The following is a 26,794-nucleotide window of genomic DNA, read 5'->3' on the forward strand; positions in this document are numbered from 1 at the left end:
GATGCCGTGGTGCAGTGACGCCGTGATGCAGTGATGCGTACCGGCACGCCTTGGTCAGCAGACGTCCGGCCGGGCTTCGGTCAGCCCGCGTTCTGCTCGTTCTGCTGCGACTCCGCGAGGATCTTGTCGAGCGCCTCGTCGAGGTTCTCCTCGAAGTCGCCGAGGTTGCGTTCCTGGCCGAGCGGAACGATGCGGTCGGTGCGGTCGAGGAACGCCACGAGTGGCGCCGCGCTCGCGCGGAAGAGTGCCCGGTCTGCGCCTACTTGCAGCCGGATGTGGACATCGGACAGGTCCTCCGGATCGGTCGGGGCGATGTGGACATCGCCGTCACCGCACGGCTTGTTGATGCCGTCCAGAAGGAGCTCCCGGCCGAACGCCCAGGTCACGGGCGCATCTCCGGGAAGGTGGAACGTCAGGCGGACTGCGTAGGGGTCACGAGCGTCGTACCGGAGTTCCACCGGGATCCGGAACGAGAGCTCCTCGGAAACGAGGAAACTCATCATGACCTCTGCCTGTACCGACTCGCGCATTGCCTACCCCGCTGTAGTGGAAGTGGCCAGGAATGATCCCCCAAGGCCCTCTTGACAAGAGTGGTGTAAGCGCTTGCAGATCACAAGGAGTGAGTTTTCAGATACTGATAGAGAAGGAGAGGGTGCTCAACAGCGCGCCTACTTCACTCCGTAGTCGATCGACCGCATACAGCAATCGATCCTCTTGGTGCAGAGGAAGAGAAATCGCCATGGTCGCGGCGGTGTCGCCGGCGGTGATGGGGATCGCCGCGCACACCGTGCCCAGGGAGTACTCCTGACGCTCGGTCACCGGTTGCATCCGCTCCATGGAGCCGATCCGCTGCTCCAGAGCCCGCATGTCCCGCACGGTGTAGGGGGTGACGGCCTCTACCGGGTGGCGGTCGTAGTACTCCTTGCGCGCCTTCTCGTCGAGTTGGCCCAGCAGGCACTGCCCGATGGCGTGCGCGTGGCCGGTCTCGCGGAAATCGGCCCACTCTTCGCAGGCCGGGTTCGCCGGGGTGTCCGAGACACCCACGACCTCGATTTCACCCTCGCGGTAGACCGCGAAGTAGACGGGGGCCCCGACCGCGTCGCGGAAGTGCGCGAGGGAGTCGAGGATCATGCTGCGACGTTTCTGCTGGAGCCCGCCACCCGCCAGACGGCTCGCGGCGTCTCCGAGGACGAAGACCCCGCTCTCCCGTCGCAGATAACCCTCGTGCGTCAGGGTGCGCAGCAGGTGGTACGCGGTGGGAAGCGGGAGCCCGGCCTCGCGCGCCAGTTGTTTCGCCGGGGCTCCCTCACTATGGGAACCCACCGCTTCGAGCAGCCTCAGTGCCCGCTGCACCGAACCGATCAGAGTCGGCACACCGGCATTGTGAACCGAAGACAAAGCTCACCCCCAGGCGTGGCGGCGAGCCTTGGGGGGCCCGCCTTGCGGGGGCCGCCCCCGCGTGTGCCGTGACTCCTGGAGGTCGTGCTCGGCGGCTGTAACGAAGAACCGCAGGTCAGAGCGGCATTACCAGCGTTCGGTGCCCAGGGAACGGCACAGATTGCCACTCTATCCGCCGATTCCCGGGCTGTGAGCGGTTTAGTGCTTCACGTTCCCTCAGCTGGGTTAATCCCGCTGTGACCCTGGTTGCACCAGTTCTACCACTCCCCGGCGGAGGACTTCGACGCAGTGCCCTTGAACTTCCTGACGAGGAAGATCAGGCCTCCGACGAGGGCCACGAGGAGCAGCGCCTTGAAGAGGAAGCTGATCAGCGCACCGATGATGCTGGTGATCACACCACCGAAGACGAACAGCACCAGCAGCGGAACGGCGACCCACTTGACCCACCAGGGCATGCCCTCGAATATCGCTCGGATGCCTTCCATGTCCTCGACCTCTTCTTCCTAGTCCGTGACTTCCTGCTCTCGATGCTAGGAGGCCACGGCACCCGGCGGGGGCCCGCGAGCCCCCGTACTCCCCTGATCCGCCCCCTAGGGGGACGGGGCCCCGGACCCTCAGCCCGGTGCCCGTTCACCCCTCCGGCGGAGAGAAGACGACCATGACCTTCAGGTTCTCGGTGATGTGGTGGAACTTGTGCGGCACCCCGGCCGGCACGTAGACCACGCTCCCGTTGGCGACCATCGTCGTCTCTTCGCCGACGGTGATCGAGGCCCGGCCGCTGACGACGAAGTACACCTCGTCCTGGCCGTGGGGCTGTTGGGGATCGGTCTGCCCGGCGTCCAGCGCGTACAGCCCGACCGACATGTTCCGCTCGCGCAGGAACTGCAGGTAGGCACCCTCGTTCGCGGCCCGCTCGGCCTCGAGGTCGTCCAGCCGGAAGGCCTTCATCTTCTTCGTACCCCTTGTGCTCTCTCGTCCGGCAAGCATCCGCAGATCAGCTGATGTTCCACCGGGACCTTCTCTGCAACGATCAGACACATGACGAATTTCGTAGTCAAGACCCTCGCCAACGCGGCAGCCCTGGCCGTGGCCATCTGGCTCCTCGCGGGCATCACGCTGGACGACGGCAGCAGCATGGGCCACCGCACGCTGTCCCTGATCCTGGTCGCGCTGATCTTCGGCCTGGTCAACTTCATCGTCAAGCCCGTCGTGAGGCTGCTCTCGCTGCCCCTCTTCGTCCTCACCCTCGGCCTGTTCACCCTCGTGGTGAACGCGGCGATGCTGCTGCTGACCTCGTGGCTGGCGAAGCAGTTCGACCTCAGCTTCCACGTCGACGGCTTCTGGACCGCGGTCGTCGGCGCCCTGATCATTTCCGTCGTCTCCTGGGCCCTGAACATGGTCCTGCCCGACAAGAACTGAAGCCGGGTGCCCATGTACCGCGTGTGCTTCGTCTGCACCGGCAACATCTGCCGCTCGCCCATGGCCGAGTCGGTCTTCCGCTCCTACGTGGCCGACGCCGGGCTCTCGGACCTGGTCGAGGTCGACAGCGCCGGCACCGGCGGCTGGCACGAGGGGGACGGGGCCGACCCGCGCACCGTGGCCGTCCTGGAGGCGGCCGGGTACGAGCCGGGCCACCGGGCCCGGCAGTTCCGGGCCTCCTGGTTCGCCGGTCTCGACCTCGTCATCGCGCTCGACGCCGGGCACCTGCGCGACCTGCGAGCGCTGGCCCCCACCCCGGAGGACGCCGCCAAGGTACGGCTGCTGCGGTCCTACGACCCGGCGGCCTCCGCCGCGCAGACCGATGTACCGGACCCCTACTACGGCCCCCTCGACGGATTCGAGGAGTGCCTGCACCTGGTCGAGGCGGCAAGCCCCGGCCTGCTGGCCGCCGTAAGCGAAGCCGTGAAGGAGCACACCCCATGAACGCCCCCGACCCCGTGCCCGCGAGTCAGGAGCGGCTCGGCGACGGCACCGTCGCCGTCCGCGCCGGTCTGCCTGAGCCCGTCAAGAACGAGCCGCCGCTGCCCGGCCCCGTCTTCGCCGCCCACTTCCACCTTCCCGGCGACGTCGAAGGCCCCTACGCCTACGGCCGCGACACCAACCCCACCTGGACCCTGCTGGAGCGGGCCATCGGGGAACTGGAGGCGCCCGGCCTGGACGGGGTGGACACGGTCGTCTTCGCCTCCGGCATGGCCGCCGTGTCCGCCGTCCTGCTCTCCCAGGCACGCGCCGGCGACACCGTCGTCCTGCCCGACGACGGCTATCAGGTGCTGCCCCTCGTACGGGAACAGCTGGAGGCCTACGGGGTCCACGTGCGCACCGCCCCCACCGGCGAGGACGCCCAGCTCGCGGTTCTCGACGGAGCCCGGCTGCTGTGGCTGGAGACCCCGTCCAATCCGGGGCTCGACGTCTGCGACGTACGACGCCTCGTGGACGCGGCACACGCCGGCGGAACCCTCGTCGCCGTCGACAACACCCTCGCGACCCCGCTCGGCCAGCGCCCCCTCGAGCTGGGTGCAGACTTCTCGGTGGCCAGCGGCACCAAGGGCCTGACCGGCCACGGCGACCTGCTGCTCGGGTACGTCGTGTGCCGCGACGCCGGGCTCGCCGCGGGCATCCGCCGCTGGCGCAAGGTGGTCGGCGCGATCCCCGGCCCCATGGAGGCCTGGCTCGCCCACCGGTCCCTGTCCACCATCCAGTTGCGCGCCCAGCGCCAGTGGGCCAACGCACTCGCCGTCGCCGAGGCCCTCGCCGACCGTGGCGAGGTCACCGGCCTGCGCTACCCGGGCCTGCCGGCGGACCCGTCCCACAAGACGGCCGCGCGACAGATGCGGGGCTTCGGGTCCGTGGTCTCCTTCACCCTGCCCGACCGCGCGCACGCGGAACGATTCATGGCGGCCCTGCGGCTTGTCGAGGACGCCACCAGTTTCGGCGGGGTGCGGTCCACCGCGGAGCGGCGCCGGCGGTGGGGCGGCGACAACGTTCCGGAGGGCTTCATCCGCTTCTCCGCGGGGGCCGAGGACACCGAGGACCTGGTCACGGACGTCCTGCGGGCACTGGATCTGGCGGCCGCGACCGGGTGAGCGCCTCTCCGGGGGCGGTCCGAGCACGCCGTCCAGCAGCTCGGGCCGCCCGGATCCCCGCCGGGCTGGTTTGACCGGCACGCGTTTCAGAAGCGGAAGTCTGGGCCAGTCTTCTCCCATGACCGAACGTCCAGTGGTCAAACGCACCGCCCGCGCGATCCTGCTCGACGGTGACGACCTGATCCTCATCAAGCGGACCAAACCAGGCCTCGACCCGTACTGGCTCACCCCCGGCGGGGGCGTGGAGCCCTCGGACACGACCGTCGTCGACGCCCTCCACCGAGAACTCCACGAGGAGCTCGGCGCGAAGATCACCGATGTCGTGCCCTGCTTCGTCGACACCGTCGAGCACATCGCCGACGGGGGAGTGACCGGCGTCAAGGTGCAGCACTTCTTCGTCTGCCATCTCGAATCCATGGATCCCAGCCAGCGGCACGGCCCCGAGATCGAAGAGCCGGAGGGCGAGTACGAGATCGTCCGCGTGCCCTTCAGTCGCGTCGGCATCGCCGCGGTCCATCTCGTCCCGCTCTCCTTGCGCCACTACCTCGACGGCAACATCGAGGGCGTGCGCGCGATGCACGCCCCCGACCTGGGCTGACCCACCGCGCGCGGGCGCCGCCGCCGGAGTCAGCCGGCGACGCCCGCCAGTTCCTCCACCTCGTCGTGCCGGATCCGCTCCCCGGGGATCCCGATCCTCTTCAGCGCGTCCACCCCACTGCGGATCATCGCGGCCGGCCCCGAGACGAACGCGTCGTACGAACTCCAGGGCCCGTGGGTGCCGACGGCCTGCGGCAGTTGTCCGGCAAGGCCCTCGTCGCAGACCACCGGGCGCACCGACAGCCAGGGGTGCGAGCGCTGCAGCCCCAGCAGCGTGTCCTTGTCGTACAGGTCGTCGTCACTGCGCGCCCCGAAGAACACCTCCACCGGGCGTCGCTCCCCGTGCTCGGCCACGTCCTCGATCAGCGCTTTGATCGGGGCGATGCCCGTCCCGCCGCCCAGGCACAGCATTCCGTTGTCGGTGCTGTGGTCCACCACCATCGATCCCGCCGGGGGTCCGAGCCGCAGCACGTCACCGGGGCGGGCGTGCCGCACGAGCGCGTTGGAGACCCATCCCGCGGGAACGGCCTTGACGTGGAAGGACAGCAGTCCGTCCGCGCGCGGCGCCGAGGCGAAGGAATAGTGCCGCCAGATCCGCGGCCACCACGGGGTCTCCAGACTCGTGTACTGGCCCGCGAGGAAGGGGTAGGGCTGGTCGGGGCGGACGGTGAGCACCGCGATGTCGGAGGTGCGCAGATCGTGCGAGACCACCTCCGCGTGCCACCACGGCGGCGCCTTGGGCTCGTCCTCGGCCGCCGCGTCGATCATGATCTGGGAGATCGCGGTGTACGCCCGGACCCAGGCGGCCTCGGTCTCCGGTCCCCAGGAGGCCTCCGCGTACTTGGCCAGCGCCCCGATCAGGGCCTCTCCCACCGGCGGATAGTGCTCGGGCCGGGTTCCGTACTTGCGGTGCCCCGTGCCGAGCCGGCGCAGGTAAGCCGTGAGCACCTCAGGGCTGTCGATGTGCTCGGCGGCGGTCAGCAGCGCCTTCAGCAGCCGGTCGCGCTGCACGTCCATCGCTGCAGGGAACAGCCCCCGGAGCTCCGGGTGTCCCGTGAAGACGACGGCGTAGAAGTAGGAGGTCACCTTGTCGGCGACGGGTGCGATCTCTGCGAGGGTCCGGCGGATGAGCACCGCATCGGGGGAGGGCTCGGGCGCCCCGTCCCCGGACGGTATCCGGGATGACCCCCGTCTTGCCGATCTGGTGGGCGGAGCGTCCATGCGGTGCCTCGCTTCGAACATCTCGGTAGGTCTGCACACGCCACGGCCTTCGAATCCGTGGTTCCGGGTTTCACAGCGTGCCAGTCCGCCCCAGAGCGTGCGGGGAAATGCGGGAATTCCGCGTTTCGAACCCACTTTCCCCTTAAGATTCCTCAACTCCCATGCGCGCCACCCCTGTCAGCTGGTAAGCCTCGCGCAGGTCCCGGCCCTCGTAGACGTGCGTCGCCCGTTCCACCAAGTAGGGCCGGGCGTTCACCGCGACCGAGAGCGGGACTGCCGCGAAGAGCGCCACGTCGGTGCTGGAGTCCCCGTACGCGACGCAGTCGGCCCGGGTCACACCGAACTGCGCGCACAGCCGGTCCGCGACCTTCACCTTGCCCTCCGGAGTCAGGATCCCGGCCACGTCCACCGGCCGGGTGAAGGGCACTTCCGGGAAGACGGAGCCGTGCGCAGCGTGCGCACCCCACTCCAGGAGGAGCTCCACGAAGAACGACGGCGACAGCGAGATGACCGCGCAGTAGTCACCGCGCGCCCTGATCGCCTGCCAGACGTCCCGGATCCCCGACAGCCACGGAGCCCCGTCGAACGCCGCCCGGACGTGGGCCGGAGTCAGCTCCGCCCAGAGGGTCTGTGCCGCCAGTGCGAACTGGTGCGGCTGGAGCTCCCTCGCGGCGAAGGCCCGCTCCAGCTCGGCGATCTCGTCGGAGAGCCCGAGCTGACGCGAGATCTCGACCGGCGAGGCCGAGCCGTACATCAGCGTCCCGTCGAGGTCGAAAAGGTGAAGGAGGGTCATAGCCGTCGAGGCTAGTGCGTTTGTTTCACGTGAAACAGTGGGTTCCTCCCAACGGCCCCCATGTGAGGTGCGCGTGATGTTTCACGTGAAACATCCACCCCAAATCCCCTGGACCAGGTCACCGTCGATGAACCAGGCTGGGGCCGTGACACCACCCCACCTCACCTCCCTCCCGATCCGCGCACTGACCGTGGACGACCTCCGCCACTGCGCCGATCTCTCCGAAGACCGCGGCTGGCCCCGCGAGGACCACAAGTGGGGGCTGCTGCTCGCCGCCGGAAACGGCTACGGCATCGACGCCCCCGACGGACAGGGACTGGCCACGGCCTGCGTGGTCACCCGGTACGGACCGCCGCTGGCCGATCCCGATCTCGCCGCCATCGGCATGGTCCTCGTCGCCGAGCGCTACAACCGCCAGGGTCTGGGCCGGTACCTGATGAGGTACATCTGCGACGAGGTCCTCAAGGGCGTTCCGCTCACCCTGCACGCCACCCCGTACGGCCGCCCCCTCTACGAGGAGCTCGGCTTCGAGACCACCGGCCGCGCCGAGATGCTCCGGGGCTCCTTCAGCCCGGACGCCACCGGCCCCGCGCAGGACACCGTCCGCGTACGCCCCGCGGGCGCCGAGGACATCTCGCGGATCCTCCTGCTGGACGCCGAGGTCTTCGGCGCCGACCGGACCCACATGGTCACCCGACTGCCGGCCTTCACGGACCGGCTGCTCGTCGCGGAGGACCCCTCCGGCTGCCTGATCGGCTACGGAGCCATCTGGCCGAACATGGACACCCATGTCATCGGCCCCCTGGTTGCCCGTGACACCGGCACGGCCCAGGCTCTCGTCACCGCCCTCGCGGCGTCCACGGACCGGCACCTGCGGACCGATGTCGACGTACGCCACGAAGAACTGCTCGGTTGGCTGAAGGACCGCGGTCTCGGCTCGGTGGCCTTCAACACCGTCATGACCCGGGACATCCCCGGTCTACCCGGTGACTGGACCCGCCGGTGGGCCCCGCTCACCGTGGCGGCCGGCTGAGCGAGGAGCACCAGACCATGACCGACAGCGACTCCGGCCTGCTCATCCGCCCCGCCACCGAGGAGGACCTGCCCGCGATCGTCGCGATGCTCGCGGACGACCCGCTCGGTGCCGCCCGGGAGTCCCCGGACGATCTCACCCCCTATGCCGCGGCCCTCAAGCGGCTGACGGACGACCCCCACCAACACGTGGTCGTCGCCGTCCGCGCGGGCGACGTCATCGGCACCCTCCAGCTGACGATCGTCCCCGGCCTCTCCCGCAAGGGCAGCACCCGTTCGATCATCGAGGGCGTACGGGTCCACTCCGGCGAACGCGGCAGCGGGCTGGGCACCCTGTTGATCGAGTGGGCGATCGAACAATCACGTGCCGAGAACTGCCAACTCGTCCAGCTCACCTCGGACGTGACCCGCACCGACGCCCACCGCTTCTACGAGCGGCTCGGCTTCGCCGCTTCCCACGTCGGGTTCAAGCTCCAGCTCTGAGGCCACGTGCGTGGGCCGTGCCGCTGCCGGCGGCCCGGCCTACGATCGGGAGGATGAGCAGCCTTCCCCTCCTCAGCACCGCGGAGCGCCGCCGGCGCCTCGGCCGCAGGCACCGCCTGGCCCCGTCGGCACACGCCGCCACCGTGCCCGAGGCCGCGGACTGCGTCGTCGCTCTGCACGCCACCGATGCGGCGACCGTCTTCCTCTCCGTCCGCGCCAGGCTGAACGAAGGCTCGCCGGCCGCGATCGAGCAGGCCCTGTACGAAGACGTGACCCTGGTACGGCTGCTCAGCATGCGCAACACGCTCTTCGCCGTCTCCAACGAGCTCGCCCCGTACGTCGACGCCTCCGCCGCCCGCGGCATCGCCCTGAAGGAACGCCGCACCTTCCTCAAGCACCTCGACGAGGACGGTCAGGGCCTCGACGCGGACTGGCTGGCCCAGGTGGAGAGCGCCGTGCTCCAGGCGCTCGACGCCCACGGCCCCTCCACCGGCAGCCAGCTCTCCACGGCCGTCCCCGCTCTGCGCCGGAAGTTCGTCTACGGCCGGGGCAAGAACTACGAGACCGAGACCGGGGTCGCCACGCGCGTCATCCGCCTGCTGGCCGCCGACGGCCGGATCCGCCGGGACCGGCCCCGGGGATCGTGGACCTCCAGCCAGTACCGCTGGGCCCACACCGAACCCTGGCCCTCCGTCCCCGCGGCCGAGGCCCGCGCCGAGATCGCCCGCCGATGGCTCCACTCCTACGGTCCGGCCACCGAGGCCGACCTCAAGTGGTGGACGGGCTGGACCCTCACCGAGGTCCGCAAGGCCCTCGCGGCCGTCGGCCCCGACGAGGTCCGGCTCGAGGGCGGCGCCAGCGCGCTCGTCTGCCCCGGGGACACCGGGCCAGAACCCGGGCAGGAGCCCTGGGCAGCCTTGCTTCCCGCCCTCGACCCGAGCGCGATGGGCTGGGTGGACCGGAGCTTCCATCTCGACCCCGCCCACCGGCCGGCCCTCTTCGACCGCTCCGGCAACATCGGCCCCACCGTGTGGTGGAACGGAGAGATCGTCGGTGGCTGGGCCCAGCGCGGCGACGGCGAGATCGTCCACCGGCTCCTGGGGGACCCCGGCAGCGAAGCCGAGAAGGCCGTCGCCGCCGAGGCCGTCCGGCTCGCCACCTGGTTGGGGGAGGCCCGCGTCACCCCGCGCTTCCGCACCCCGCTGGAGCGTGAACTCGTAGCCGGGTGAAGGCCGTCCGCTAGCCGATGCCCCGCCAGCCCTGCGGGTCGACCCCGCCGGGCACCGGGGCCTTCGGGTCGTAGGGCTCCCGGGTGAACACGAACGAGGCGAGGTCGAGGTGGCTCACCGATCCGTCCGGCCGCCGTACGGCCCGCAGCGACTCACCCGCGTAGTAGCCGCCCAGTCCGGTCCAGCTGCCGTCCGGCTCCGGCCGGAAGCGGGCGGCCCGGCCGCCCGCGCCCACCGGGCCCAGCTCCAGGAGTCCGTCGTAGGTCAGTCGTACGGCCTGGGTGGACGTGCCCCAGTACCAAGGGCCGCACAGCTCCAGTGCGACGGGATCGGCCTCCCGCAGCGGCCGCCACGGCTCGGGGATCCGCGGCTCCGCCTCGGCGACGATGCCCACCAGTTCGGCCGCCAGCGTCGACACCGCGAGCCCCGACGTGCAGTTGGCCAGCGCCACCGCAGCCACGTCGTCCGCCTCGCTCAGCCACAGCCCGGCGAGGAAGCCCGGCAGCGAGCCGCTGTGGCCCGCGAGCCGGCGCCCGCCGCTCAGTGTCAGCTGCATCCCCAGCCCGTATCCGAGATCGGCGATGCCCGGCTCCGGGGGAGTGGCCGACGTCCGCATCTCCCGTACGGACTCGGCGCTCAGCACGCGCGCGTCGCCCCGGACGAGGAAGGCGGCGAACTTCGCCAGATCACCGGTGGTGGACCACAGCTGGCCGGCCGGGGCCATGAGCCCGAGGTCCTCCTGGGGTTCCGGCATCATCACGTCCGCCCACGGGTGCACCGCCCAGCCGTCGGCGTGCGGGGCCACCGGCTGGGCCGTCGTGCGCTGCAGACCCAGCGGCTCCAGCACCTCGACACGGAGCGCCTCTTCCCAGGGCATCGCGCGGACGGCCTCGACGAGTGAACCGAGCAGTGTGTAGCCGGGGTTGGAGTAGTGGTGGCGCCGACCCGGCTCGAAGCGGAAGGGGCGCTCGCCCAGGACGTCCGAGAGCTCCGGCCGCAGCGTGCCCGCCGTGCGTTCCCACCACTCGCCGGGCGTCTCCGCCGCCAGCCCTGAGGTGTGGGACAGCAGTTGCCCCACCGTCACCTCGCCGACTCCCGTACCCGGAAGGAACTTCTCGATCGGGTCGCCCAGTTCCAGCAGGCCCTCGTCCCGCAGCCGCATCACCAGCACGGCCGTGAACGTCTTGGTGATCGACCCGATCCGGTACTGCACGTTTCCGTCGGGACCGTGCCCCTCGACCATCGTCCGGGATCCCTCCCAGACCACCTCGCCACCCCGTACGACGGCCGCCACCAGGGACGGAGCACGGCCTTCGCGCTGCGCGACCGCGATCCGGTGGCTCAGCGCTCGCCGGGTCGCGGGCAGGAGGACGAGATCTTCGAGTGCGGCATCCATGGTGTGGATGCTACGTGTTGGCCATGTCCACGAACCGCGAATAGTGGCCCTGGAAGGCCACGGTGATGGTGGCCGTCGGACCGTTACGATGCTTCGCCACGATCAGGTCCGCCTCACCCGCGCGGGGGGACTCCTTCTCGTAGGCGTCCTCGCGGTGCAGCAGGATCACCATGTCGGCGTCCTGCTCGATCGAGCCGGACTCACGCAGGTCGGAGACCATGGGCTTCTTGTCGGTGCGCTGCTCGGGACCACGGTTCAGCTGGGACAGCGCGATCACCGGCACCTCCAGCTCCTTCGCCAGGAGCTTGAGGTTTCGGGACATGTCCGAGACCTCCTGCTGGCGGCTCTCGGGTCGGCGCGAGCCGCCCGACTGCATCAGCTGGAGGTAGTCGATGACGACGAGCGAGAGGTCGTTGCGCTGCTTGAGGCGGCGGCACTTCGCGCGGATCTCCATCATCGACAGGTTCGGGGAGTCGTCGATGTAGAGCGGGGCGGCGGAGACGTCGGGCATCCGGCGGGCCAGCCGGGTCCAGTCGTCGTCCGTCATCGTGCCGGAGCGCATGTGGTGCAGGGCCACCCGGGCCTCCGCCGAGAGCAGGCGCATCGCGATCTCGTTGCGCCCCATTTCGAGGGAGAAGATGACGCTGGGCAGATTGGCCTTGATGGAACAGGCGCGGGCGAAGTCGAGCGCGAGGGTGGACTTGCCCATGGCGGGACGGGCCGCGATGACGATCATCTGGCCCGGGTGCAGACCGTTGGTCAGCGAGTCCAGGTCCGTGAAGCCGGTCGGGACGCCCGACATCTGGCCGCTGCGCGAACCGATCGCCTCGATCTCGTCGAGGGCGCCTTCCATGATGTCGCCGAGCGGCAGGTAGTCCTCGGAGGTCCGCTGCTCGGTGACGGCGTAGATCTCGGCCTGGGCGCTGTTGACGATCTCGTCGACGTCCCCGTCGGCGGCGTAACCCATCTGCGTGATCTTCGTGCCGGCGGCGACCAGCCGTCGCAGGACGGCCCGCTCGTGGACGATCTCCGCGTAGTACTCGGCGTTCGCCGCCGTGGGGACGGACTGGACCAGGGTGTGCAGGTAGGGGGCCCCGCCGACCTTGCTGATCTCACCGCGCCGGGTCAGCTCGGCGCTGACGGTGATCGGGTCGGCCGGCTCTCCCTTGGCGTACAGGTCGAGGATGGCCTGGTAGATCGTCTCGTGCGACGGACGGTAGAAGTCGTGCCCCTTCAGCACCTCGACCACGTCGGCGATGGCGTCCTTGGACAGCAGCATGCCGCCCAGGACGGACTGCTCGGCGTCGAGGTCCTGGGGCGGGACGCGCTCGAAGCCCCCGCCACCGCCGTCCCAGGATCCGCCCTCGCGGCCCCGGTCGCTCTCGTCGTCTCCACGGCCACGGCCTTCGCCGCCACGGCGCGTACGGGCGGGCAGACGGTCACTTGGACCGCTGTCGGCCCAGGGGTCGTCCATGGGCTCGGACATGCTCACGGGCCGCCTCCTCCCGTCCGCAACGCGGACCTTGCCGTGTCACTCTTTCTACGACACGGCTCTGACATTTGGGGCACCCGAATCGGCTCTCGGCGAGTCGGACAACGACCAACGGTAGGCCCGCGAGCGACGTCAGCCAATCTTGTTATCCACAGGCTGTGTGGATGAGATGTGGATGACGGGGCCAATGCTGTGGGTAACTCCCCGGAAGCTGTGTACGGACCGGGGGACGGCGCTGTGGACAAAATCACCTGCCCTACCCACCTAACCCATCTGACCTGCGATTTCCCTCTCCACCGGCTGTGGGGGAGAAAAAAATTCGCCAGTGTCTCAGGATCGCCTCCAACGAGGTGCAACGAACGCTCGAATCGCCGGATCCGTAAGGATCCAAAGGGCCTTGCGTCTATTACCTGTGGAAGATTAGATTGAGCGCATGAGACAGGCCCCCATCGCACCGACGGCTGCCCCGAGACAGCACGACCGCGAGATCCTCGCACTCGCCGTCCCAGCCTTCGGCGCCCTCGTCGCCGAACCCCTCTTCGTGATGGCCGACAGCGCCATCGTGGGCCACCTCGGCACACCCCAGCTGGCCGGTCTCGGCATCGCGGCCGCACTGCTCACCACGGCCGTGAGCATCTTCGTCTTCCTCGCCTACGCCACCACCGCGGCCGTGGCCCGCCGCGTCGGCGCGGGCGACCTCCAGGCGGCCATCCGGCAGGGCATGGACGGCATCTGGCTCGCCCTGTTCCTCGGCGCGGCCGTCGTCGCCGTCGTACTGCCCACGGCGCCCACCCTGATCTCCCTCTTCGGGGCCTCCGACACCGTCGCCCCGTACGCGATCACCTACCTGCGGATCTCCGCCCTCGGCATCCCCGCGATGCTCGTGGTGCTCGCCGCCACCGGTGTGATCCGCGGCCTCCAGGACACCCGGACCCCGCTCTACGTCGCGATCGGCGGATTCGCCCTCAACGGAGCCCTGAACGTCGCCCTCGTCTACGGGGCCGGCCTCGGCATCGCCGGCTCCGCCTGGGGCACGGTGATCGCCCAGTGCGCCATGGCCGCCGCCTACCTGGTCGTGGTCGTCCGGGGCGCCCGCAGGCACGGCGCCTCCCTGAAGCCCGACGCCGAGGGCATACGGGCCTGCGCGCAGGCCGGTGCGCCCCTGCTGGTCCGCACCCTGTCCCTGCGGGCGGTCCTGCTGATCGCGACCGCCGTGGCCGCACGCCTCGGGGACGCCGACATCGCGGCCCACCAGATCCTGCTCGCCCTGTGGAGCCTGCTCGCCTTCGCGCTCGACGCGATCGCGATCGCCGGGCAGGCCATCATCGGCCGCTACCTCGGCGCGGGCGACACCGAGGGAGCCAAGGCCGTCTGCCGCCGCATGGTCCAGTGGGGGATCGGCTCCGGCATCGTCCTGGGCCTCCTCGTGATCGCGGCCCGCCCCGTGTTCATCCCGCTCTTCACGAGCGACCCCGCCGTCGAGGCCGCCCTGCTGCCGGCCCTTCTCGTGGTGGCCTTCTCGCAGCCCGTCTCCGGCATCGTCTTCATCCTCGACGGAGTCCTGATGGGCGCGGGGGACGGCCGCTACCTGGCCTGGGCCATGCTCCTGACCCTCGCCGTCTTCACCCCGGCCGCCCTGCTCGTACCGGCCCTGGGCGGCGGACTGACGGCCCTCTGGTGCGCCATGACCCTGATGATGCTGGTCAGGATGGGCACCCTCCAGCTCCGGGCCCGCTCGGGCCGCTGGCTGGTCGCCGGAGCCACCCGGTAGACCGAGGTGGGCCACGGCGGGCCCTGGAGCGATGTTTCACGTGAAACACGGCCGTGAGCGAGCCCGTGTTTCACGTGAAACCCCGTGTTTCACGTGAAACAACGAAGAAGGGCCGCACCCCCACAGGGGTGCGGCCCTTCATGCGCAGCCCTTAGGCGGCGACGACCTCGATGCCGACGGTCGCGGCCACGTCAGCGTGCAGGCGCACGGAGACCTGGTACGAACCGAGGGTCTTGATCGGGGAGCCCAGCTCCACGCGGCGCTTGTCGACCTTCGGGCCACCGGACGCCTCGATCGCCGTGGCGATGTCGGAGGGCGTGACGGAACCGAAGAGACGACCGGCGTCACCCGCGCGGGTGGCCAGACGGACCTTGACGTTCTCGAGCTTGGCCTTGAACTCGTTGGCCTGCTCGATGGTCGCGATCTCGTGGATCTTGCGGGCGCGGCGGATCTGCGCCACGTCCTTCTCGCCACCCTTGGTCCAGCGGATCGCGAAACCACGCGGGACCAGGTAGTTGCGAGCGTAACCGTCCTTGACGTCGACGACATCGCCGGCGGTGCCGAGGCCAGAGACCTCGTGGGTCAGGATGATCTTCATTATTCGGTCACCCTTTCCTTATCGCGCGGTGGACGTGTAGGGCAGCAGTGCCATCTCACGGCTGTTCTTGACTGCCGTGGCGACGTCACGCTGGTGCTGCGTGCAGTTGCCGGTAACGCGGCGGGCACGGATCTTGCCACGGTCGGAAATGAACTTCCGCAGCATGTTCGTGTCCTTGTAGTCCACGTACGCGGTCTTGTCCTTGCAGAACGCGCAGACCTTCTTCTTAGGCTTGCGCACAGGCGGCTTCGCCATTGTGTCTCTCCTGTGAAATCAAGAAGTGGGGGTGCGAGCTGCCCTAGAAGGGCGGCTCGTCCGAGTAGCCACCGCCGGAGCCGCCGGAGCTTCCGCCCCAACCGCCACCGCCGCCGCCCTGCTGCTGGCCGCCGGCCGGCGCACTGGACGCCCAGGGGTCGTCGGAGGGAGCTCCGCCGCCCTGGGGGGCGCCGCCACTGGGGGCTCCGCCCCAGTTGCCACTGCCGCCGCCCTGCTGCTGACCGCCGCCACCGCCGCCGTATCCACCCTGGCCACCGCGACCCGTGGTCTTGGTGACCTTGGCCGTGGCGTTCTTCAGGCTGGGGCCGACTTCCTCGACGTCCAGCTCGTAGACCGTGCGCTTGACACCCTCACGGTCCTCGTACGACCGCTGCTTCAGCCGGCCCTGCACGATGACGCGCATGCCCCGCTGAAGGGACTCGGCGACGTTCTCCGCCGCCTGACGCCAGACCGAGCAGGTCAGGAACAGGCTTTCGCCGTCCTTCCACTCATTGGTCTGCTTGTCGAAGGTGCGGGGAGTGGACGCGACACGGAACTTCGCGACCGCCGCACCCGAGGGGGTGAAGCGCAGCTCGGGGTCGTCGACGAGATTGCCGACGACCGTGATGACGGTCTCGCCTGCCATGGATGAACCTCTCGGCGGGGATTGCTGCTGGGCTGCTGTGCTACTCGGTCCCGATTACCGCTGAACCGAAGTTCAGTGGGTCTCGGGGCGAAGGACCTTGGTCCGGAGAACCGACTCGTTCAGGTTCAGCTGTCGGTCAAGCTCCTTGACGACCGCAGGCTCGGCCTGGAGGTCGATGACCGAGTAGATGCCCTCGGGCTTCTTCTTGATCTCGTAAGCGAGACGACGACGGCCCCAGGTGTCGACCTTCTCGACCTTTCCGTTGCCCTCACGGACGACAGAAAGGAAGTTCTCGATCAGCGGGGAGACAGCGCGCTCCTCGAGATCGGGGTCGAGGATGACCATCACTTCGTAGTGACGCATGTGGAACCCACCTCCTTTGGACTCAGCGGCCACGGTCGTTCCGTGGCAGGAGGGTCGTGATGCGTGCGCACGGCATCTGCAGAGCAGACACCGCGCAGCTGTACAGACTACCTCCTCGACTCCTTCCGGTTGAAATCCGGCACCAGGAGGCCACAATCTGTATGCATCGGGTGTTCTCGGTGCTAAGCCCCCGGCCCCTGCCGGAGGCCGCCCGCAGCACCGCTCTGCTGCAGCCAGGAGGTGCCTCCCATGGCACAGGCAATGCAACGCCAGTCCATCTCGCTCTTCGCGACCGACGGCAAGCCCCATCCGCTCCAGGACACCCTGGTGGCGGTCACCCTGTTCCTCGGCGCCGTGGCGTTCATCACGGCCTTCTTCCACGATCTGCACCTGCTCAGCTCGTGGACCGGGCTGATCGGGATCGTCACCGGGCTCTACGGCCAGTTCATCTCCGCCACGACACGCGAACGCACAGCACTGATCATCGGCCTCGGAGCCTCGGCGATCGGCTTCTTCCTCGGCATGGCACACGGCGGTCTTTTCGGCGGCTGGCTGGGCTGACCGGGTGGCTCCGCGACGGGGCGCCGGCCTCCCACCGGCCCAGGCACGGCCTGTCCCCCAGATGGGTGGCGCCCCCGTCGCAGTAGGCTTCGCGCCATAGCCAGCGAAGCCGCCGAGGAGACGCCCCGCATGAGCCTGTCCCTGAGGACCATCAGCCGAGAGCAGCACCTGGGCTACCTCCAGAGCCTGCCCTCGGCTAGCCACTGCCAGGTCCCGGCGTGGGCCGACGTCAAGAACGAGTGGCGTTCCGAGAACCTCGGATGGTTCGACCAGTCCGGCGAACTCGTCGGCGCCGCACTCGTGTTGTACCGACAGCTGCCCAAGGTGAAGCGGTACCTCGCGTACCTCCCCGAGGGCCCGGTCATCAACTGGTACGCCCCGAACCTCGAAGAGTGGCTCCAGCCGATGCTGGCGCACCTCAAGCAGCAGGGCGCCTTCACCGTGAAGATGGGCCCGCCCGTCGTCATCCGCCGCTGGAACTCGACCGCCATCAAGGCCGGTATCCAGGACCCGGAGGTCAAGCGCCTGCGCGACGTGGAGGCCTCCGTCATCGAGCCCCGCGCCTTCGAAGTCTCCGACAAGCTGCGCCGGATGGGCTGGCAGCAGGCCGAGGACGGCGGCGCCGGCTTCGGCGATGTCCAGCCCCGGTACGTCTTCCAGGTACCCCTGGCCAACCGCTCGCTGGACGACGTCCTCAAGGGCTTCAACCAGCTGTGGCGCCGCAACATCAAGAAGGCCGAGAAGGCCGGCGTCGAGGTCGTCCAGGGCGGCTACGAGGACCTGCCGACCTGGCAGAAGCTGTACGAGGTCACGGCCGAGCGCGACAAGTTCCGCCCGCGCCCGCTCAGCTACTTCCAGCGCCAGTGGACGGCCCTCAACTCCGAGGACCCCAACCGGATGCGGCTGTACATCGCCACGCACGAGGGGGAGCCGCTGGCCGCCGCCACGATGCTCACCGTCGGCCAGCACGTCTGGTACTCGTACGGCGCCTCCGCCAACCACAAGCGCGAGGTCCGTCCCTCGAACGCGATGCAGTGGCGCATGCTGCGCGACTCCTACGCGCTCGGCGCAAGCGTCTACGACCTGCGCGGCATCAGTGACACCCTGGACGAGAACGACCACCTGTTCGGTCTGATCCAGTTCAAGGTCGGCACGGGCGGAGAGGCCGTCGAGTACGTCGGCGAGTGGGACTTCCCGCTCAACAAGCTGCTGCACAAGGCGCTCGACATCTACATGTCGCGTCGCTGACCCCGCTCCATCCACACACACCGCACCGCTGCACCACGCAGCTCATCGAGAGAGGCTCCGGACGGGCATGGCGCTCACGCTCTACGTCGACACCGCGCGCTGGCGTGCGCACCAGAAGCAGATCCAGGACCAGTTCCCGGGGATGATCCCCGTCTGCAAGGGCAACGGCTACGGCTTCGGTCACGAGCGGCTCTGCGAGGAGGCGACCCGGATGGGTGCCGACGTCCTCGCCGTCGGGACGACGTACGAGGCCGCCAGCATCAAGGACTGGTTCGGCGGTGACCTGCTCGTCCTCACCCCGTTCCGGCGCGGTGAGGAGCCGGTGCCGCTGCCGGACCGTGTCATCCGTTCGGTGTCCTCGCTGGACGGGGTGCGCGGCCTGGTCGGCGCCCGAGTGGTCATCGAATGCATGAGCTCGATGCGCCGGCACGGGATCTCCGAGCAGGACCTCGGCCAGCTCCACACGGCGATCGAGGACGTCCGGCTGGAGGGCTTCGCCCTGCACCTGCCGCTGGACCGCCCCGACGGCTCCGACGCCGTCGAGGAGGTCATCGGCTGGATGGACCGGCTGCGGGCGGCCCGGCTCCCGCTGCACACGATGTTCGTCAGCCACCTGAAGGCCTCCGATCTGGAGCGGCTGCAGCAGCAGTTCCCGCAGACGCGCTTCCGGGCCCGCATCGGCACCCGGCTGTGGCTGGGCGACCACGAGGCGACCGAGTACCGCGGCGCGGTGCTCGACGTCACCCGCGTCGCCAAGGGCGACCGGTTCGGCTACCGGCAGCAGAAGGCCGCCTCCGACGGCTGGCTGGTCGTCGTCGCAGGCGGTACCTCCCACGGAGTCGGCCTGGAGGCCCCCAAGGCCCTGCACGGGGTGATGCCGCGCGCCAAGGGCGTCGCCCGGGCCGGACTCGCCACCGTCAACCGGAACCTGTCGCCGTTCGTGTGGGCGGGCAAGCAGCGCTGGTTCGCCGAGCCGCCGCACATGCAGGTGTCCATCCTGTTCGTGCCGTCGGACTCTCCCGAGCCGAAGGTCGGCGACGAGCTGGTGGCGCACCTGCGCCACACCACCACGCAGTTCGACCGGGTGCTCGACGCCTGAGTCACTCCCCGGGGCGCGCGCCCCACTCCACCCGCTGTCCCTCCGAAGGCGCCGCGTCCTGCGGCGCCTTCGGCGTACGCGGGAGTGCGAAGACGTCCTCGGCGCCGTCCAGGACGCCCCCGGAGGGGTCGTCCGAGCCGTCGCGCCGCACCACGTCCCGCTCGGGCAGCAGGATGTCGCGCACGACCACCGCGCACAGGTAGAGCGTGCACAGCAGGTGGGCCGCGATGGCCAGCTGGTAGCCCTCCAGGGGCAGGCCCTGGTGCTTGTCGCCGCTGGTCGTGTAGGCGAGGTAGAACCAGATCCCCAGGAAGTAGACGACCTCGCCGGCCTGCCAGATCAGGAAGTCCCGCCAGCGCGGCCGGGCCAGCGCGGCGAGCGGGATGAGCCAGAGCACGTACTGGGGCGAGTAGACCTTGTTGACCAGGATGAAGGCCGCCACCAGCAGGAAGGCCAGCTGCGCGAAGCGGGGGCGCCGGGGCGCCGTGAGCGTGAGCAGCCCGATGCCCGCGCACAGCAGCAGCGTCAGGCCCGTCGCATAGGTGTTGGCCCCTTCGAGGGGGTTCCCGGAGCGCTGGGAGATCAGCAGCCATACCGACCCGAAGTCGATGGGCCGCTCCTGGCTGAAGGTGTAGAACTTCTGCCAGCCCTCCCAGGCGAAGAGCATCACGGGCAGGTTCACCGCGAGCCAGGCGACCAGGGCGCCGCCGACCGCCTCGCCGAACGCCCGCCACTTCCCGGCGCGCCAGCAGAGCACGAACACGGCCCCGAGCAGCAGGACGGGATAGAGCTTGGCAGCGGTGGCCAGGCCGATCAGGACACCGAAGGACCGCGCACCGCCCCGCGACCACATGAGCATCGCGGCGGCGGTCAGGGCGATGGCCAGGAGGTCCCAGTTGATGGTCGCGGTGAGGGCGAAGGCGGGCGCGAGGGCGAAGAGCAGCGCGTCCCACGGCCGCCTGCGGTGGGTGCGGGCCACGCACACCGCGATCACGGCAGCGCAGACCATCAGCATGCCCGCGTTGACCATCCAGTACATCTGCTCCCGGTGCTGCATGGAGCCGCTGCCGGGGGTCATCCACGAGGCGATCTCCATGAAGAGCCCGGTGAGCACCGGGTACTCCAGGAACTGCATGTCGCCGGGGATCCGGTCGAAGTACGGGGTGAGGCCGTCGGCGAAGCCGCGTACGACGTAGAGGTGCGGGATGTCCGAGTAGCAGGCGTGCGTGTACTGGGAGCCGGCCCCGCGGAACCACGCCCAGTCGTAGCAGGGCAGCTTCTGCACCATGCCGAGCGCGAACATCCCCAGGGCGACGAGCACGACCACCCGCACCGGGGTCAGCCAGTGGCCGCCCAGCCGGGCGTAACGGCCCAGCGGGCCGCCGATGAACTCGCTCCCCGCGGCGGCCACCTCGTCCTGCTGGGTGGGCAGTACGGGGCTGTCCTCGTGCACCTTCGTCATGCGCACATCCTGCCGTACGGCGCAACCCTCGCCCATGACACGGGGGTACACGGGAGAGAGGGCCGCCGCACCGGGTGCGACGGCCCTCTCCGGCCGTGTCATGGGGCGACGGTCAGCCGCCCGTGGAGCCCCCTATCGGGAAGTCTCCGGTACCGCCGCTCGGCCTGTCACGCGACTTGCTGGGCGAGGGCGAGGGCGACCGGGACGAACTGGCGCTGGGGCTCGGCTCACAGATGGCCCACGGCTTGCAGGTCGGCGGCTTGCCGTGGCTGCGCGAAGGGCTCGGGCTGGGAGACGGGGACGGCGAGTTCGACGGGGACGGCGAGGGCGAGGGCGAGGGGGACGGCGAGGGGGTGGGCGAGGGAGCGCCGGAGGCGTCCGCGACGACACCGAGTTCCTCGGGCTCCGGGAAGTCCGACTTCGGGACGCCGTTCAGCGCCTCCTTCATGTACTTCGTCCAGATCTCGGCCGGGATGTCACCACCGTGGAGGGAGGGGATGCCCGCCACGCCCCTCATCGAGATCAGTTCCTTCTTCTTCGCACTCGGGTCCGAGCGGAACAGGGCCACGGAGGTGGACAGCTCGGGGGTGTAGCCGACGAACCAGGCCGACATGTTCTTGTCGGTGGTACCGGTCTTGCCCGCGGCGGGCCGGCCGAGCTTCTTGGCCTTCGTACCGGTGCCCTTCTCGACGACGTTGCGCAGGACCTTGGTGATGTTGTCCGCGATGGAGTTGTCCATGGCCCGCTCCGCCTTGGGCGGCTCGAAGCCGGGGACGTCGTGGCCGTTCTTCTTGACGCTGCGCACCGAGTACGGATCGTGGTGGGTGCCGGAGGCGGCGAAGGTGGCGTACGAGTCGGCCATCCGGATGGCGCTGGGGGTCGAGGTGCCGAGCGCGAAGGAGGCGTTGTCGTTCGGGTCGAAGGACTCCGGGAGGATGCCGGTGGCCTTGGCCACGTCCTTCACCTTGTTGTGGCCGACGTCGAAGACGAGCTGGGCGAAGGGCACGTTGATGGAGTCTTCCATCGCCTTGTTCAAGGTCACGTAGCCGTAATCGGTCGGGCTCTCGTTCTTCTGCCGGAACGGCTTGCCGGAGCCGTCGCGCAGCGGCTGGCCCGCACGGTTGTTGATCACCGTGAGGTCGCTGGCCATGTACTTGCTGTCGGCCGAGATCCCCTCGCCCTTCGAGTTCTGGGTGCCGTACTGCATGGCCGCCGCCAGCACGAACGGCTTCCAGGTCGAGCCGACCTGGACGCCGGAGGTGTTGGCGTTGTTGTTGAAGTGCTTCTTGTCGATGCCGGGGCCGCCGTACAGGGCCACGAGGGCGCCGGTCTTCACGTCGACGGAGGCCGCGCCGAACTGTACGAAGGTGTCGGTGTCGGGCCGCGCCTTCTCGTCGAGCATCCCGTCGCGGGTGCCCTCGACGGCCTTGACCATCGCCTCCACCTTCTTCTTGTCGAAGGTGGTGTAGATCCGGTAGCCGCCCTTGGCCAGGTCCTCGACCTTGATGCCGTTCTTCTTCAGCATGTACAGCTTGGCCGTCTCGACCAGGTAGCCGATCTGGCCGGACATGCCGGCGGCCTCGGCGGATTCGATCAGAGCGGGGAATTCCTTGTACTTGTCCCGCTCGGCCTGCTGCATGCGCCCGACCTTGACCTCGCGGTCCAGCACCCAGGCCCAGCGCTCCTCGGCCCGCGCCCGGTTCGCCTCGGGCGTCGCCGCGGAGCCGATGCCGCCGTCGGGGTTGTAGAGGTTCGGGCCCTTGAGCAAGGCGGCGAGGAAGGCGCTCTCGGAGGGGGTCAGCTTGTCGCAGTCCTTGCCGAAGTACGCGCGCGAGGCCGCCTGGATCCCGTAGGCGTCACGGCCGTAGTAGGCCGTGTTCAGGTAGCCGGCGAGGATCTTGTTCTTCTCCTCGCTCACACCCAGCTTTATCGAGATGAAGAGCTCGGTGACCTTTCGCTTGAGCGTCTGGTCGGAGTCCAGGTACGTGTTCTTCACGTACTGCTGGGTGATCGTCGAGCCGCCCTGGGTGGATCCGCCCTTGGCCATGTTCCACACGGCGCGGGCGATGCCCATCGGGTCGACGCCCTTGTCCGACTCGAAGGACTCGTTCTCCGCCGCGATCACGGCGTTCTGCATCGACAGGGGGATCTTCTCGATGGGGACGATCTGACGGTTCATGGAGCCGCCGGTCGCGACCATCTGGGTGTCGTCGGACCAGTAGAAGACGTTGTTCTGCGCATCGGCCATCTTGTTCGCGTCGGGCGTGTTCACCATGGCGATGCCGATGCCGGCGCCTGCCGTGATGATCGCGCAGAAGCCCAGGGCCGTGCCGCTGACGAGCTTCCAGGACGGGACGAAGCGCTTCCAGCCGGCCTTTTCCCCGCGCGGGTAGTTGATGAACCGCTTGGGGCGGCCGGCGGCCGCTGCTCCAGCGGCGCTTCTGCCCCGTCCCGCCGAGCCGCGGCCGGCGGATCTCCGGGCGTCCGAACGGCTGCCGTGACCCGGCTCCTGGGAATACGGCCCGCTGGGTGACGCGGTGGGGACGTCACGCCCGGAACCGGCGCCCCTGGCGGGGCGCTGCTGGGCAGCCCTGCGGGCGGCGGCGCGGCCACCGCTCTGGGGCTGTTGCGGTTTGCGGCGGTGCTCGCTCATCGAACGACTACTCCTCGGGCAGGCGAGTGGCCTGGAAGCGGCAGGTGAGTTCCGGTCCCCCCGGTGTCATGGCGCACAGACTACGCACGCCCAAAAGCTAATCAGTGCCGAAGTTCACCCCAAATCAGGCAACTTGCCTCACGCAAATCAGTGATGTGACGCCGGTCACCGTGTCGGCACTTGTAGCGGGCGGCCACCCGTTCTATCGTCTGGATGTATCGAGTCGATACATCAGCTCGACATAAAGACTCCGAGGCGGGGAAAGGGCAGGCGGATGAGCAGGCGCTCAGGCATCCTCGAGTTCGCTGTTCTCGGCCTGCTTCGCGAATCCCCCATGCACGGTTACGAGCTGCGCAAGCGGCTCAACACCTCGCTGGGGGTGTTCAGAGCGTTCAGCTACGGGACGCTCTACCCCTGCCTCAAGACGCTCGTCACCAACGGCTGGTTGATCGAAGAACCGGGCAATGCCCCGGAAGACGCTCTCGCCGCTTCACTCGCAGGGCGCCGCGCCAAGATCGTCTACCGGTTGACGGCAGCAGGTAAGGAGCACTTCGAGGAGCTCCTCTCCCACACGGGCCCCGATGCCTGGGAGGACGAGTCCTTCGCCGCCCGCTTCGCCTTTTTCGGTCAGACCGAACGAGACGTACGCATGCGGGTACTGGAAGGCCGTCGCAGCCGCCTTGAGGAGCGCCTGGAGAAGATGAGCGCCGCGCTGGCTCGCACACGCGAGCGGCTCGACGATTACACGCTCGAGCTGCAACGCCACGGCATGGAATCCGTGGAGCGCGAAGTGCGCTGGCTGAACGAGCTCATCGAGAGTGAGAGGGCGGGACGGGATCAGAGACGACCCGGTCCGTCCGACGAAACTGAAAAGTGAGGTCTGCATCTCGCAGGCCTCGTCCGAGAACAAACAGGGAGCAACCGGAATGGGTTCGGTTCGCGTAGCCATCGTCGGCGTAGGCAACTGCGCCGCCTCGCTGGTGCAGGGCGTCGAGTACTACAAGGACGCCGACCCGGCGGCCAAGGTCCCCGGTCTGATGCACGTCCAGTTCGGCGACTACCACGTGCGCGACATCGAGTTCGTCGCCGCGTTCGACGTCGACGCGAAGAAGGTCGGCCTCGACCTTTCGGACGCCATCGGCGCCAGCGAGAACAACACCATCAAGATCTGTGACGTCCCGAGCGCGGGTGTGACCGTCCAGCGCGGCCACACCCTGGACGGTCTGGGCAAGTACTACCGCGAGACGATCGAGGAGTCGACCGAGACCCCGGTCGACATCGTCCAGACCCTCAAGGACCGTCAGGTCGACGTCCTGATCTGCTACCTGCCGGTCGGTTCCGAGGCTGCGGCGAAGTTCTACGCCCAGTGCGCCATCGACGCCAAGGTCGCCTTCGTCAACGCCCTCCCGGTCTTCATCGCCGGCACCAAGGAGTGGGCCGACAAGTTCACCGAGGCCGGTGTCCCGATCGTCGGCGACGACATCAAGTCGCAGGTCGGCGCCACCATCACGCACCGCGTGATGGCGAAGCTGTTCGAGGACCGCGGTGTCCGTCTTGAGCGCACCATGCAGCTCAACGTCGGCGGCAACATGGACTTCAAGAACATGCTGGAGCGCGACCGCCTCGAGTCGAAGAAGATCTCCAAGACTCAGGCCGTCACCTCGCAGATCCCCGACCGCGAGCTCGGCGAGAAGAACGTCCACATCGGCCCGTCCGACTACGTCGCGTGGCTCGACGACCGCAAGTGGGCCTACGTCCGCCTCGAAGGCCGCGCCTTCGGTGACGTTCCGCTGAACCTCGAGTACAAGCTCGAGGTGTGGGACTCCCCGAACTCGGCCGGTGTCATCATCGACGCCCTGCGCGCCGCGAAGATCGCCAAGGACCGCGGTATCGGTGGCCCGATCCTGTCGGCTTCGAGCTACTTCATGAAGTCCCCGCCGGTGCAGTACTTCGACGACGAGGCCTACGCGAACGTCGAGAAGTTCATCAAGGGCGAGGTCGAGCGCTAGTCGGAACCCGGCGTCCTCAAGGACACCTGGACTTCGGCTGTTCTTCCGCGGAGGGTCCCCGGGCAATGTGCCCGGGGACCCTCCGCGTATGTGACCCTGTCCCTCATGGCTGTCGTACGTGATCTGCGCGTACTCCTGCGTCTGCGGGACTTCCGCAACCTTCTCGCCGTACGGCTGCTCTCCCAGGCCGCCGACGGGGTCTACCAGGTCGCACTGGCCGCCTATGTCGTCTTCTCCCCGGAGAAGCAGGCCTCGGCCGCGGCCATCGCCTCGGCCATGGCGGTCCTCCTGCTGCCGTATTCGGTGATCGGCCCCTTCGCGGGAGTCCTGCTGGACCGCTGGCGCCGCCGCCAGGTGTTCCTCTACGGCAACCTGCTGCGGGCCTTCCTCGCCTGCGTCACCGGCATGCTGATCGTCGCGCACGTCCCCGACTGGCTCTTCTACGCCTCGGCCCTGTCCGTGACCGCGGTCAACCGCTTCGTACTGGCCGGGCTGGCCGCTTCCCTGCCACGGGTCGTCGCACCCGGTCAGCTGGTCACCGCCAACGCCCTCTCACCCACCGCGGGCACGCTCGCCGCCGTCGCCGGCGGGGGCCTGGCCTTCCTCGTCCGCGTGCTGGCCGACGACTCCGACGCCCTGGTGGTCCTCCTGGGAGCCGGCCTCTACCTGTGCGCGGCCCTGGTCTCCCTGCGCCTGGCCCTGAACCTCCTCGGCCCCGACCACCTTCCCGGCCGGATCAACCCGACGGTCCGCCAGGGGGTCGCCCTCACCGTGCGCGGCCTGGCCGAGGGTCTGCGGCACCTGTCCTCCCGGCGCGAGGCGGCCCGGGCGCTCACCGCCATGACCGTCATGCGGTTCTGCTACGGGGCCCTGTTCGTGACGCTGCTCATGCTCTGCCGCTATGCCTGGTCCGACAACGAGGCGGACGGGCTGGCCCTACTGGGGGTCACGGTCGGCGTGTCCGGGGCCGGGTTCTTCGCAGCCGCCGTCATCACTCCGTGGATGGTGGGCCGGCTGGGCCCCCTCGGCTCCATCACCCTGTGCGCCGCGAGCGCCGCGGTGCTCGTGCCCGCGCTCGGCCTGTTCTTCGCGCCCGGACCGATGCTGGCGGCCGCTTTCGTGCTGGGCCTGGCCACCCAGGGGGCCAAGATCTCCACCGACACCGTCGTGCAGTCCCAGGTGGACGACGCCTTTCGCGGCCGCGTCTTCTCGGTCTACGACGTGCTCTTCAACGCGGCCTTCGTCGGCGCCGCCGGGGTGGCCGCTCTCGTGCTCCCCCTCGACGGGCGCTCCGTCCCCTTGATCCTGGGGGTGGCGATGCTCTACGGCGCTACCGCGGCACTCCTCATGCGGCAGGGCGATGTTTCACGTGAAACATCGCCCTGCACCCAGCCCCAACCCCCCC

Annotated in this window: 28 protein-coding genes; 14 read left to right on the forward strand and 14 right to left on the reverse strand. The window is 69.2% G+C overall.

All coding sequences use genetic code 11. From position 1 onward, the window contains the following. Positions 1 to 80 precede the first annotated feature (80 nt). The 4 genes from ABZY57_RS00335 to ABZY57_RS00350 form a co-directional block, all read right to left on the reverse strand. Complete coding sequence (locus ABZY57_RS00335) at positions 81 to 530, reverse strand: SsgA family sporulation/cell division regulator (protein WP_267754475.1); 450 nt, start codon at positions 528 to 530, stop codon at positions 81 to 83. A 97-nt stretch (positions 531 to 627) separates the two neighbouring features. Next, positions 628 to 1,365 (reverse strand): helix-turn-helix domain-containing protein, encoded by a 738-nt coding sequence (locus tag ABZY57_RS00340; protein WP_356506812.1) that lies wholly within the window; start codon positions 1,363 to 1,365, stop codon positions 628 to 630. Positions 1,366 to 1,655: 290 nt separating this feature from the next. Continuing rightward, positions 1,656 to 1,883, reverse strand: coding sequence for a DUF5326 family protein (locus ABZY57_RS00345; protein WP_356506601.1), 228 nt, complete (start codon positions 1,881 to 1,883; stop codon positions 1,656 to 1,658). A gap of 145 nt (positions 1,884 to 2,028) precedes the next feature. Beyond that, a complete protein-coding gene (locus ABZY57_RS00350) occupies positions 2,029 to 2,346 on the reverse strand; it encodes a cupin domain-containing protein (protein ID WP_356506814.1) in 318 nt (105 codons plus the stop codon). A gap of 90 nt (positions 2,347 to 2,436) precedes the next feature. On the opposite strand from ABZY57_RS00350, the gene ABZY57_RS00355 reads away from it, so the two are divergent. The 4 genes from ABZY57_RS00355 to ABZY57_RS00370 all read left to right on the forward strand — a co-directional run bounded on the left by ABZY57_RS00355 (position 2,437) and on the right by ABZY57_RS00370 (position 5,079). After that, the gene (locus ABZY57_RS00355) at positions 2,437 to 2,817 is read left to right on the forward strand and encodes a phage holin family protein (protein WP_356506603.1); all 381 of its coding nucleotides are present in this window, start codon (positions 2,437 to 2,439) and stop codon (positions 2,815 to 2,817) included. A 12-nt stretch (positions 2,818 to 2,829) separates the two neighbouring features. After that, positions 2,830 to 3,321: a low molecular weight protein-tyrosine-phosphatase gene (locus ABZY57_RS00360; protein ID WP_356506816.1), complete on the forward strand. Its 492-nt coding sequence runs from the start codon at positions 2,830 to 2,832 to the stop codon at positions 3,319 to 3,321. Continuing rightward, entirely contained in the window at positions 3,318 to 4,481 is a 1,164-nt protein-coding gene (locus ABZY57_RS00365; RefSeq protein WP_356506605.1) for a cystathionine gamma-lyase, read from the forward strand. Before ABZY57_RS00360 ends, ABZY57_RS00365 begins: the two co-directional genes overlap by 4 nt. A 118-nt stretch (positions 4,482 to 4,599) precedes the next feature. Beyond that, positions 4,600 to 5,079 carry an NUDIX hydrolase gene (locus tag ABZY57_RS00370; RefSeq protein WP_356506607.1) on the forward strand — a complete coding sequence of 160 codons (480 nt, stop codon included), beginning with the start codon at positions 4,600 to 4,602 and terminating at the stop codon, positions 5,077 to 5,079. 29 nt (positions 5,080 to 5,108) lie between these two features. On the opposite strand, the gene ABZY57_RS00375 is transcribed toward ABZY57_RS00370, so the two are convergent. Continuing rightward, on the reverse strand, positions 5,109 to 6,320 hold the full coding sequence (locus ABZY57_RS00375; protein WP_356506609.1) for a globin domain-containing protein: 1,212 nt from the start codon (positions 6,318 to 6,320) through the stop codon (positions 5,109 to 5,111). A 121-nt stretch (positions 6,321 to 6,441) separates the two neighbouring features. After that, complete coding sequence (locus tag ABZY57_RS00380) at positions 6,442 to 7,092, reverse strand: HAD-IB family phosphatase (protein WP_356506611.1); 651 nt, start codon at positions 7,090 to 7,092, stop codon at positions 6,442 to 6,444. Positions 7,093 to 7,237: 145 nt separating this feature from the next. Between ABZY57_RS00380 and ABZY57_RS00385 the strand changes: the two genes are divergently transcribed. From ABZY57_RS00385 to ABZY57_RS00395, 3 genes are read left to right on the forward strand one after another with little or no spacing between them, the layout of a single operon-like run. After that, complete coding sequence (locus ABZY57_RS00385) at positions 7,238 to 8,125, forward strand: GNAT family N-acetyltransferase (protein ID WP_356506613.1); 888 nt, start codon at positions 7,238 to 7,240, stop codon at positions 8,123 to 8,125. A 17-nt stretch (positions 8,126 to 8,142) separates the two neighbouring features. Then, positions 8,143 to 8,607, forward strand: coding sequence for a GNAT family N-acetyltransferase (locus ABZY57_RS00390; RefSeq protein WP_356506615.1), 465 nt, complete (start codon positions 8,143 to 8,145; stop codon positions 8,605 to 8,607). A gap of 53 nt (positions 8,608 to 8,660) precedes the next feature. Then, a complete protein-coding gene (locus ABZY57_RS00395) occupies positions 8,661 to 9,836 on the forward strand; it encodes a winged helix DNA-binding domain-containing protein (protein WP_356506617.1) in 1,176 nt (391 codons plus the stop codon). A 10-nt stretch (positions 9,837 to 9,846) separates the two neighbouring features. Here the strand turns inward: ABZY57_RS00395 and ABZY57_RS00400 are convergent, their stop codons facing one another. Both ABZY57_RS00400 and dnaB read right to left on the reverse strand, forming a co-directional pair. Then, a complete protein-coding gene (locus tag ABZY57_RS00400) occupies positions 9,847 to 11,232 on the reverse strand; it encodes a serine hydrolase domain-containing protein (RefSeq protein WP_356506619.1) in 1,386 nt (461 codons plus the stop codon). 10 nt (positions 11,233 to 11,242) lie between these two features. Next, a complete protein-coding gene (gene dnaB / locus ABZY57_RS00405) occupies positions 11,243 to 12,706 on the reverse strand; it encodes a replicative DNA helicase (protein WP_356506818.1) in 1,464 nt (487 codons plus the stop codon). A gap of 451 nt (positions 12,707 to 13,157) precedes the next feature. Between dnaB and ABZY57_RS00410 the strand changes: the two genes are divergently transcribed. After that, complete coding sequence (locus ABZY57_RS00410) at positions 13,158 to 14,495, forward strand: MATE family efflux transporter (protein ID WP_356506621.1); 1,338 nt, start codon at positions 13,158 to 13,160, stop codon at positions 14,493 to 14,495. Positions 14,496 to 14,646: 151 nt separating this feature from the next. Here the strand turns inward: ABZY57_RS00410 and rplI are convergent, their stop codons facing one another. From rplI to rpsF, 4 genes are all read right to left on the reverse strand, one after another. Next, a complete protein-coding gene (gene rplI, locus ABZY57_RS00415) occupies positions 14,647 to 15,093 on the reverse strand; it encodes a 50S ribosomal protein L9 (RefSeq protein ID WP_243331152.1) in 447 nt (148 codons plus the stop codon). Between the two features lie 18 nt (positions 15,094 to 15,111). After that, positions 15,112 to 15,348: a 30S ribosomal protein S18 gene (gene rpsR, locus ABZY57_RS00420; protein WP_005315025.1), complete on the reverse strand. Its 237-nt coding sequence runs from the start codon at positions 15,346 to 15,348 to the stop codon at positions 15,112 to 15,114. Positions 15,349 to 15,391: 43 nt separating this feature from the next. After that, entirely contained in the window at positions 15,392 to 15,994 is a 603-nt protein-coding gene (locus ABZY57_RS00425) for a single-stranded DNA-binding protein (RefSeq protein ID WP_356506624.1), read from the reverse strand. A gap of 72 nt (positions 15,995 to 16,066) precedes the next feature. After that, the gene (gene rpsF, locus ABZY57_RS00430; protein WP_015034882.1) at positions 16,067 to 16,357 is read right to left on the reverse strand and encodes a 30S ribosomal protein S6; all 291 of its coding nucleotides are present in this window, start codon (positions 16,355 to 16,357) and stop codon (positions 16,067 to 16,069) included. A gap of 249 nt (positions 16,358 to 16,606) precedes the next feature. On the opposite strand from rpsF, the gene ABZY57_RS00435 reads away from it, so the two are divergent. From ABZY57_RS00435 to ABZY57_RS00445, 3 genes are all read left to right on the forward strand, one after another. Next, positions 16,607 to 16,918 carry a hypothetical protein gene (locus ABZY57_RS00435; RefSeq protein ID WP_356506626.1) on the forward strand — a complete coding sequence of 104 codons (312 nt, stop codon included), beginning with the start codon at positions 16,607 to 16,609 and terminating at the stop codon, positions 16,916 to 16,918. 129 nt (positions 16,919 to 17,047) lie between these two features. Further along, positions 17,048 to 18,166 (forward strand): peptidoglycan bridge formation glycyltransferase FemA/FemB family protein, encoded by a 1,119-nt coding sequence (locus ABZY57_RS00440; protein WP_243331146.1) that lies wholly within the window; start codon positions 17,048 to 17,050, stop codon positions 18,164 to 18,166. A 67-nt stretch (positions 18,167 to 18,233) separates the two neighbouring features. Further along, the gene (locus ABZY57_RS00445) at positions 18,234 to 19,265 is read left to right on the forward strand and encodes an alanine racemase (RefSeq protein WP_356506628.1); all 1,032 of its coding nucleotides are present in this window, start codon (positions 18,234 to 18,236) and stop codon (positions 19,263 to 19,265) included. A gap of 1 nt (position 19,266) precedes the next feature. On the opposite strand, the gene ABZY57_RS00450 is transcribed toward ABZY57_RS00445, so the two are convergent. Both ABZY57_RS00450 and ABZY57_RS00455 read right to left on the reverse strand, forming a co-directional pair. Further along, a complete protein-coding gene (locus ABZY57_RS00450; RefSeq protein WP_356506630.1) occupies positions 19,267 to 20,727 on the reverse strand; it encodes a glycosyltransferase 87 family protein in 1,461 nt (486 codons plus the stop codon). 112 nt (positions 20,728 to 20,839) lie between these two features. Further along, entirely contained in the window at positions 20,840 to 23,380 is a 2,541-nt protein-coding gene (locus tag ABZY57_RS00455; RefSeq protein WP_356506632.1) for a transglycosylase domain-containing protein, read from the reverse strand. A gap of 274 nt (positions 23,381 to 23,654) precedes the next feature. Here ABZY57_RS00455 and ABZY57_RS00460 point away from each other — a divergent pair, with 274 nt between their 5' ends. From ABZY57_RS00460 to ABZY57_RS00470, 3 genes are all read left to right on the forward strand, one after another. Then, positions 23,655 to 24,257 (forward strand): PadR family transcriptional regulator, encoded by a 603-nt coding sequence (locus ABZY57_RS00460; RefSeq protein ID WP_356506634.1) that lies wholly within the window; start codon positions 23,655 to 23,657, stop codon positions 24,255 to 24,257. 49 nt (positions 24,258 to 24,306) lie between these two features. Continuing rightward, a complete protein-coding gene (locus ABZY57_RS00465; RefSeq protein ID WP_356506636.1) occupies positions 24,307 to 25,389 on the forward strand; it encodes an inositol-3-phosphate synthase in 1,083 nt (360 codons plus the stop codon). Between the two features lie 105 nt (positions 25,390 to 25,494). After that, on the forward strand, positions 25,495 to 26,794 hold a 1,300-nt coding region (locus tag ABZY57_RS00470; RefSeq protein WP_356506638.1), incomplete at its 3' end, for an MFS transporter.

It is taken from the genome of Streptomyces sp. NPDC006450, from assembly GCF_040612195.1.
In the GTDB taxonomy this organism is placed as follows: domain Bacteria; phylum Actinomycetota; class Actinomycetes; order Streptomycetales; family Streptomycetaceae; genus Streptomyces.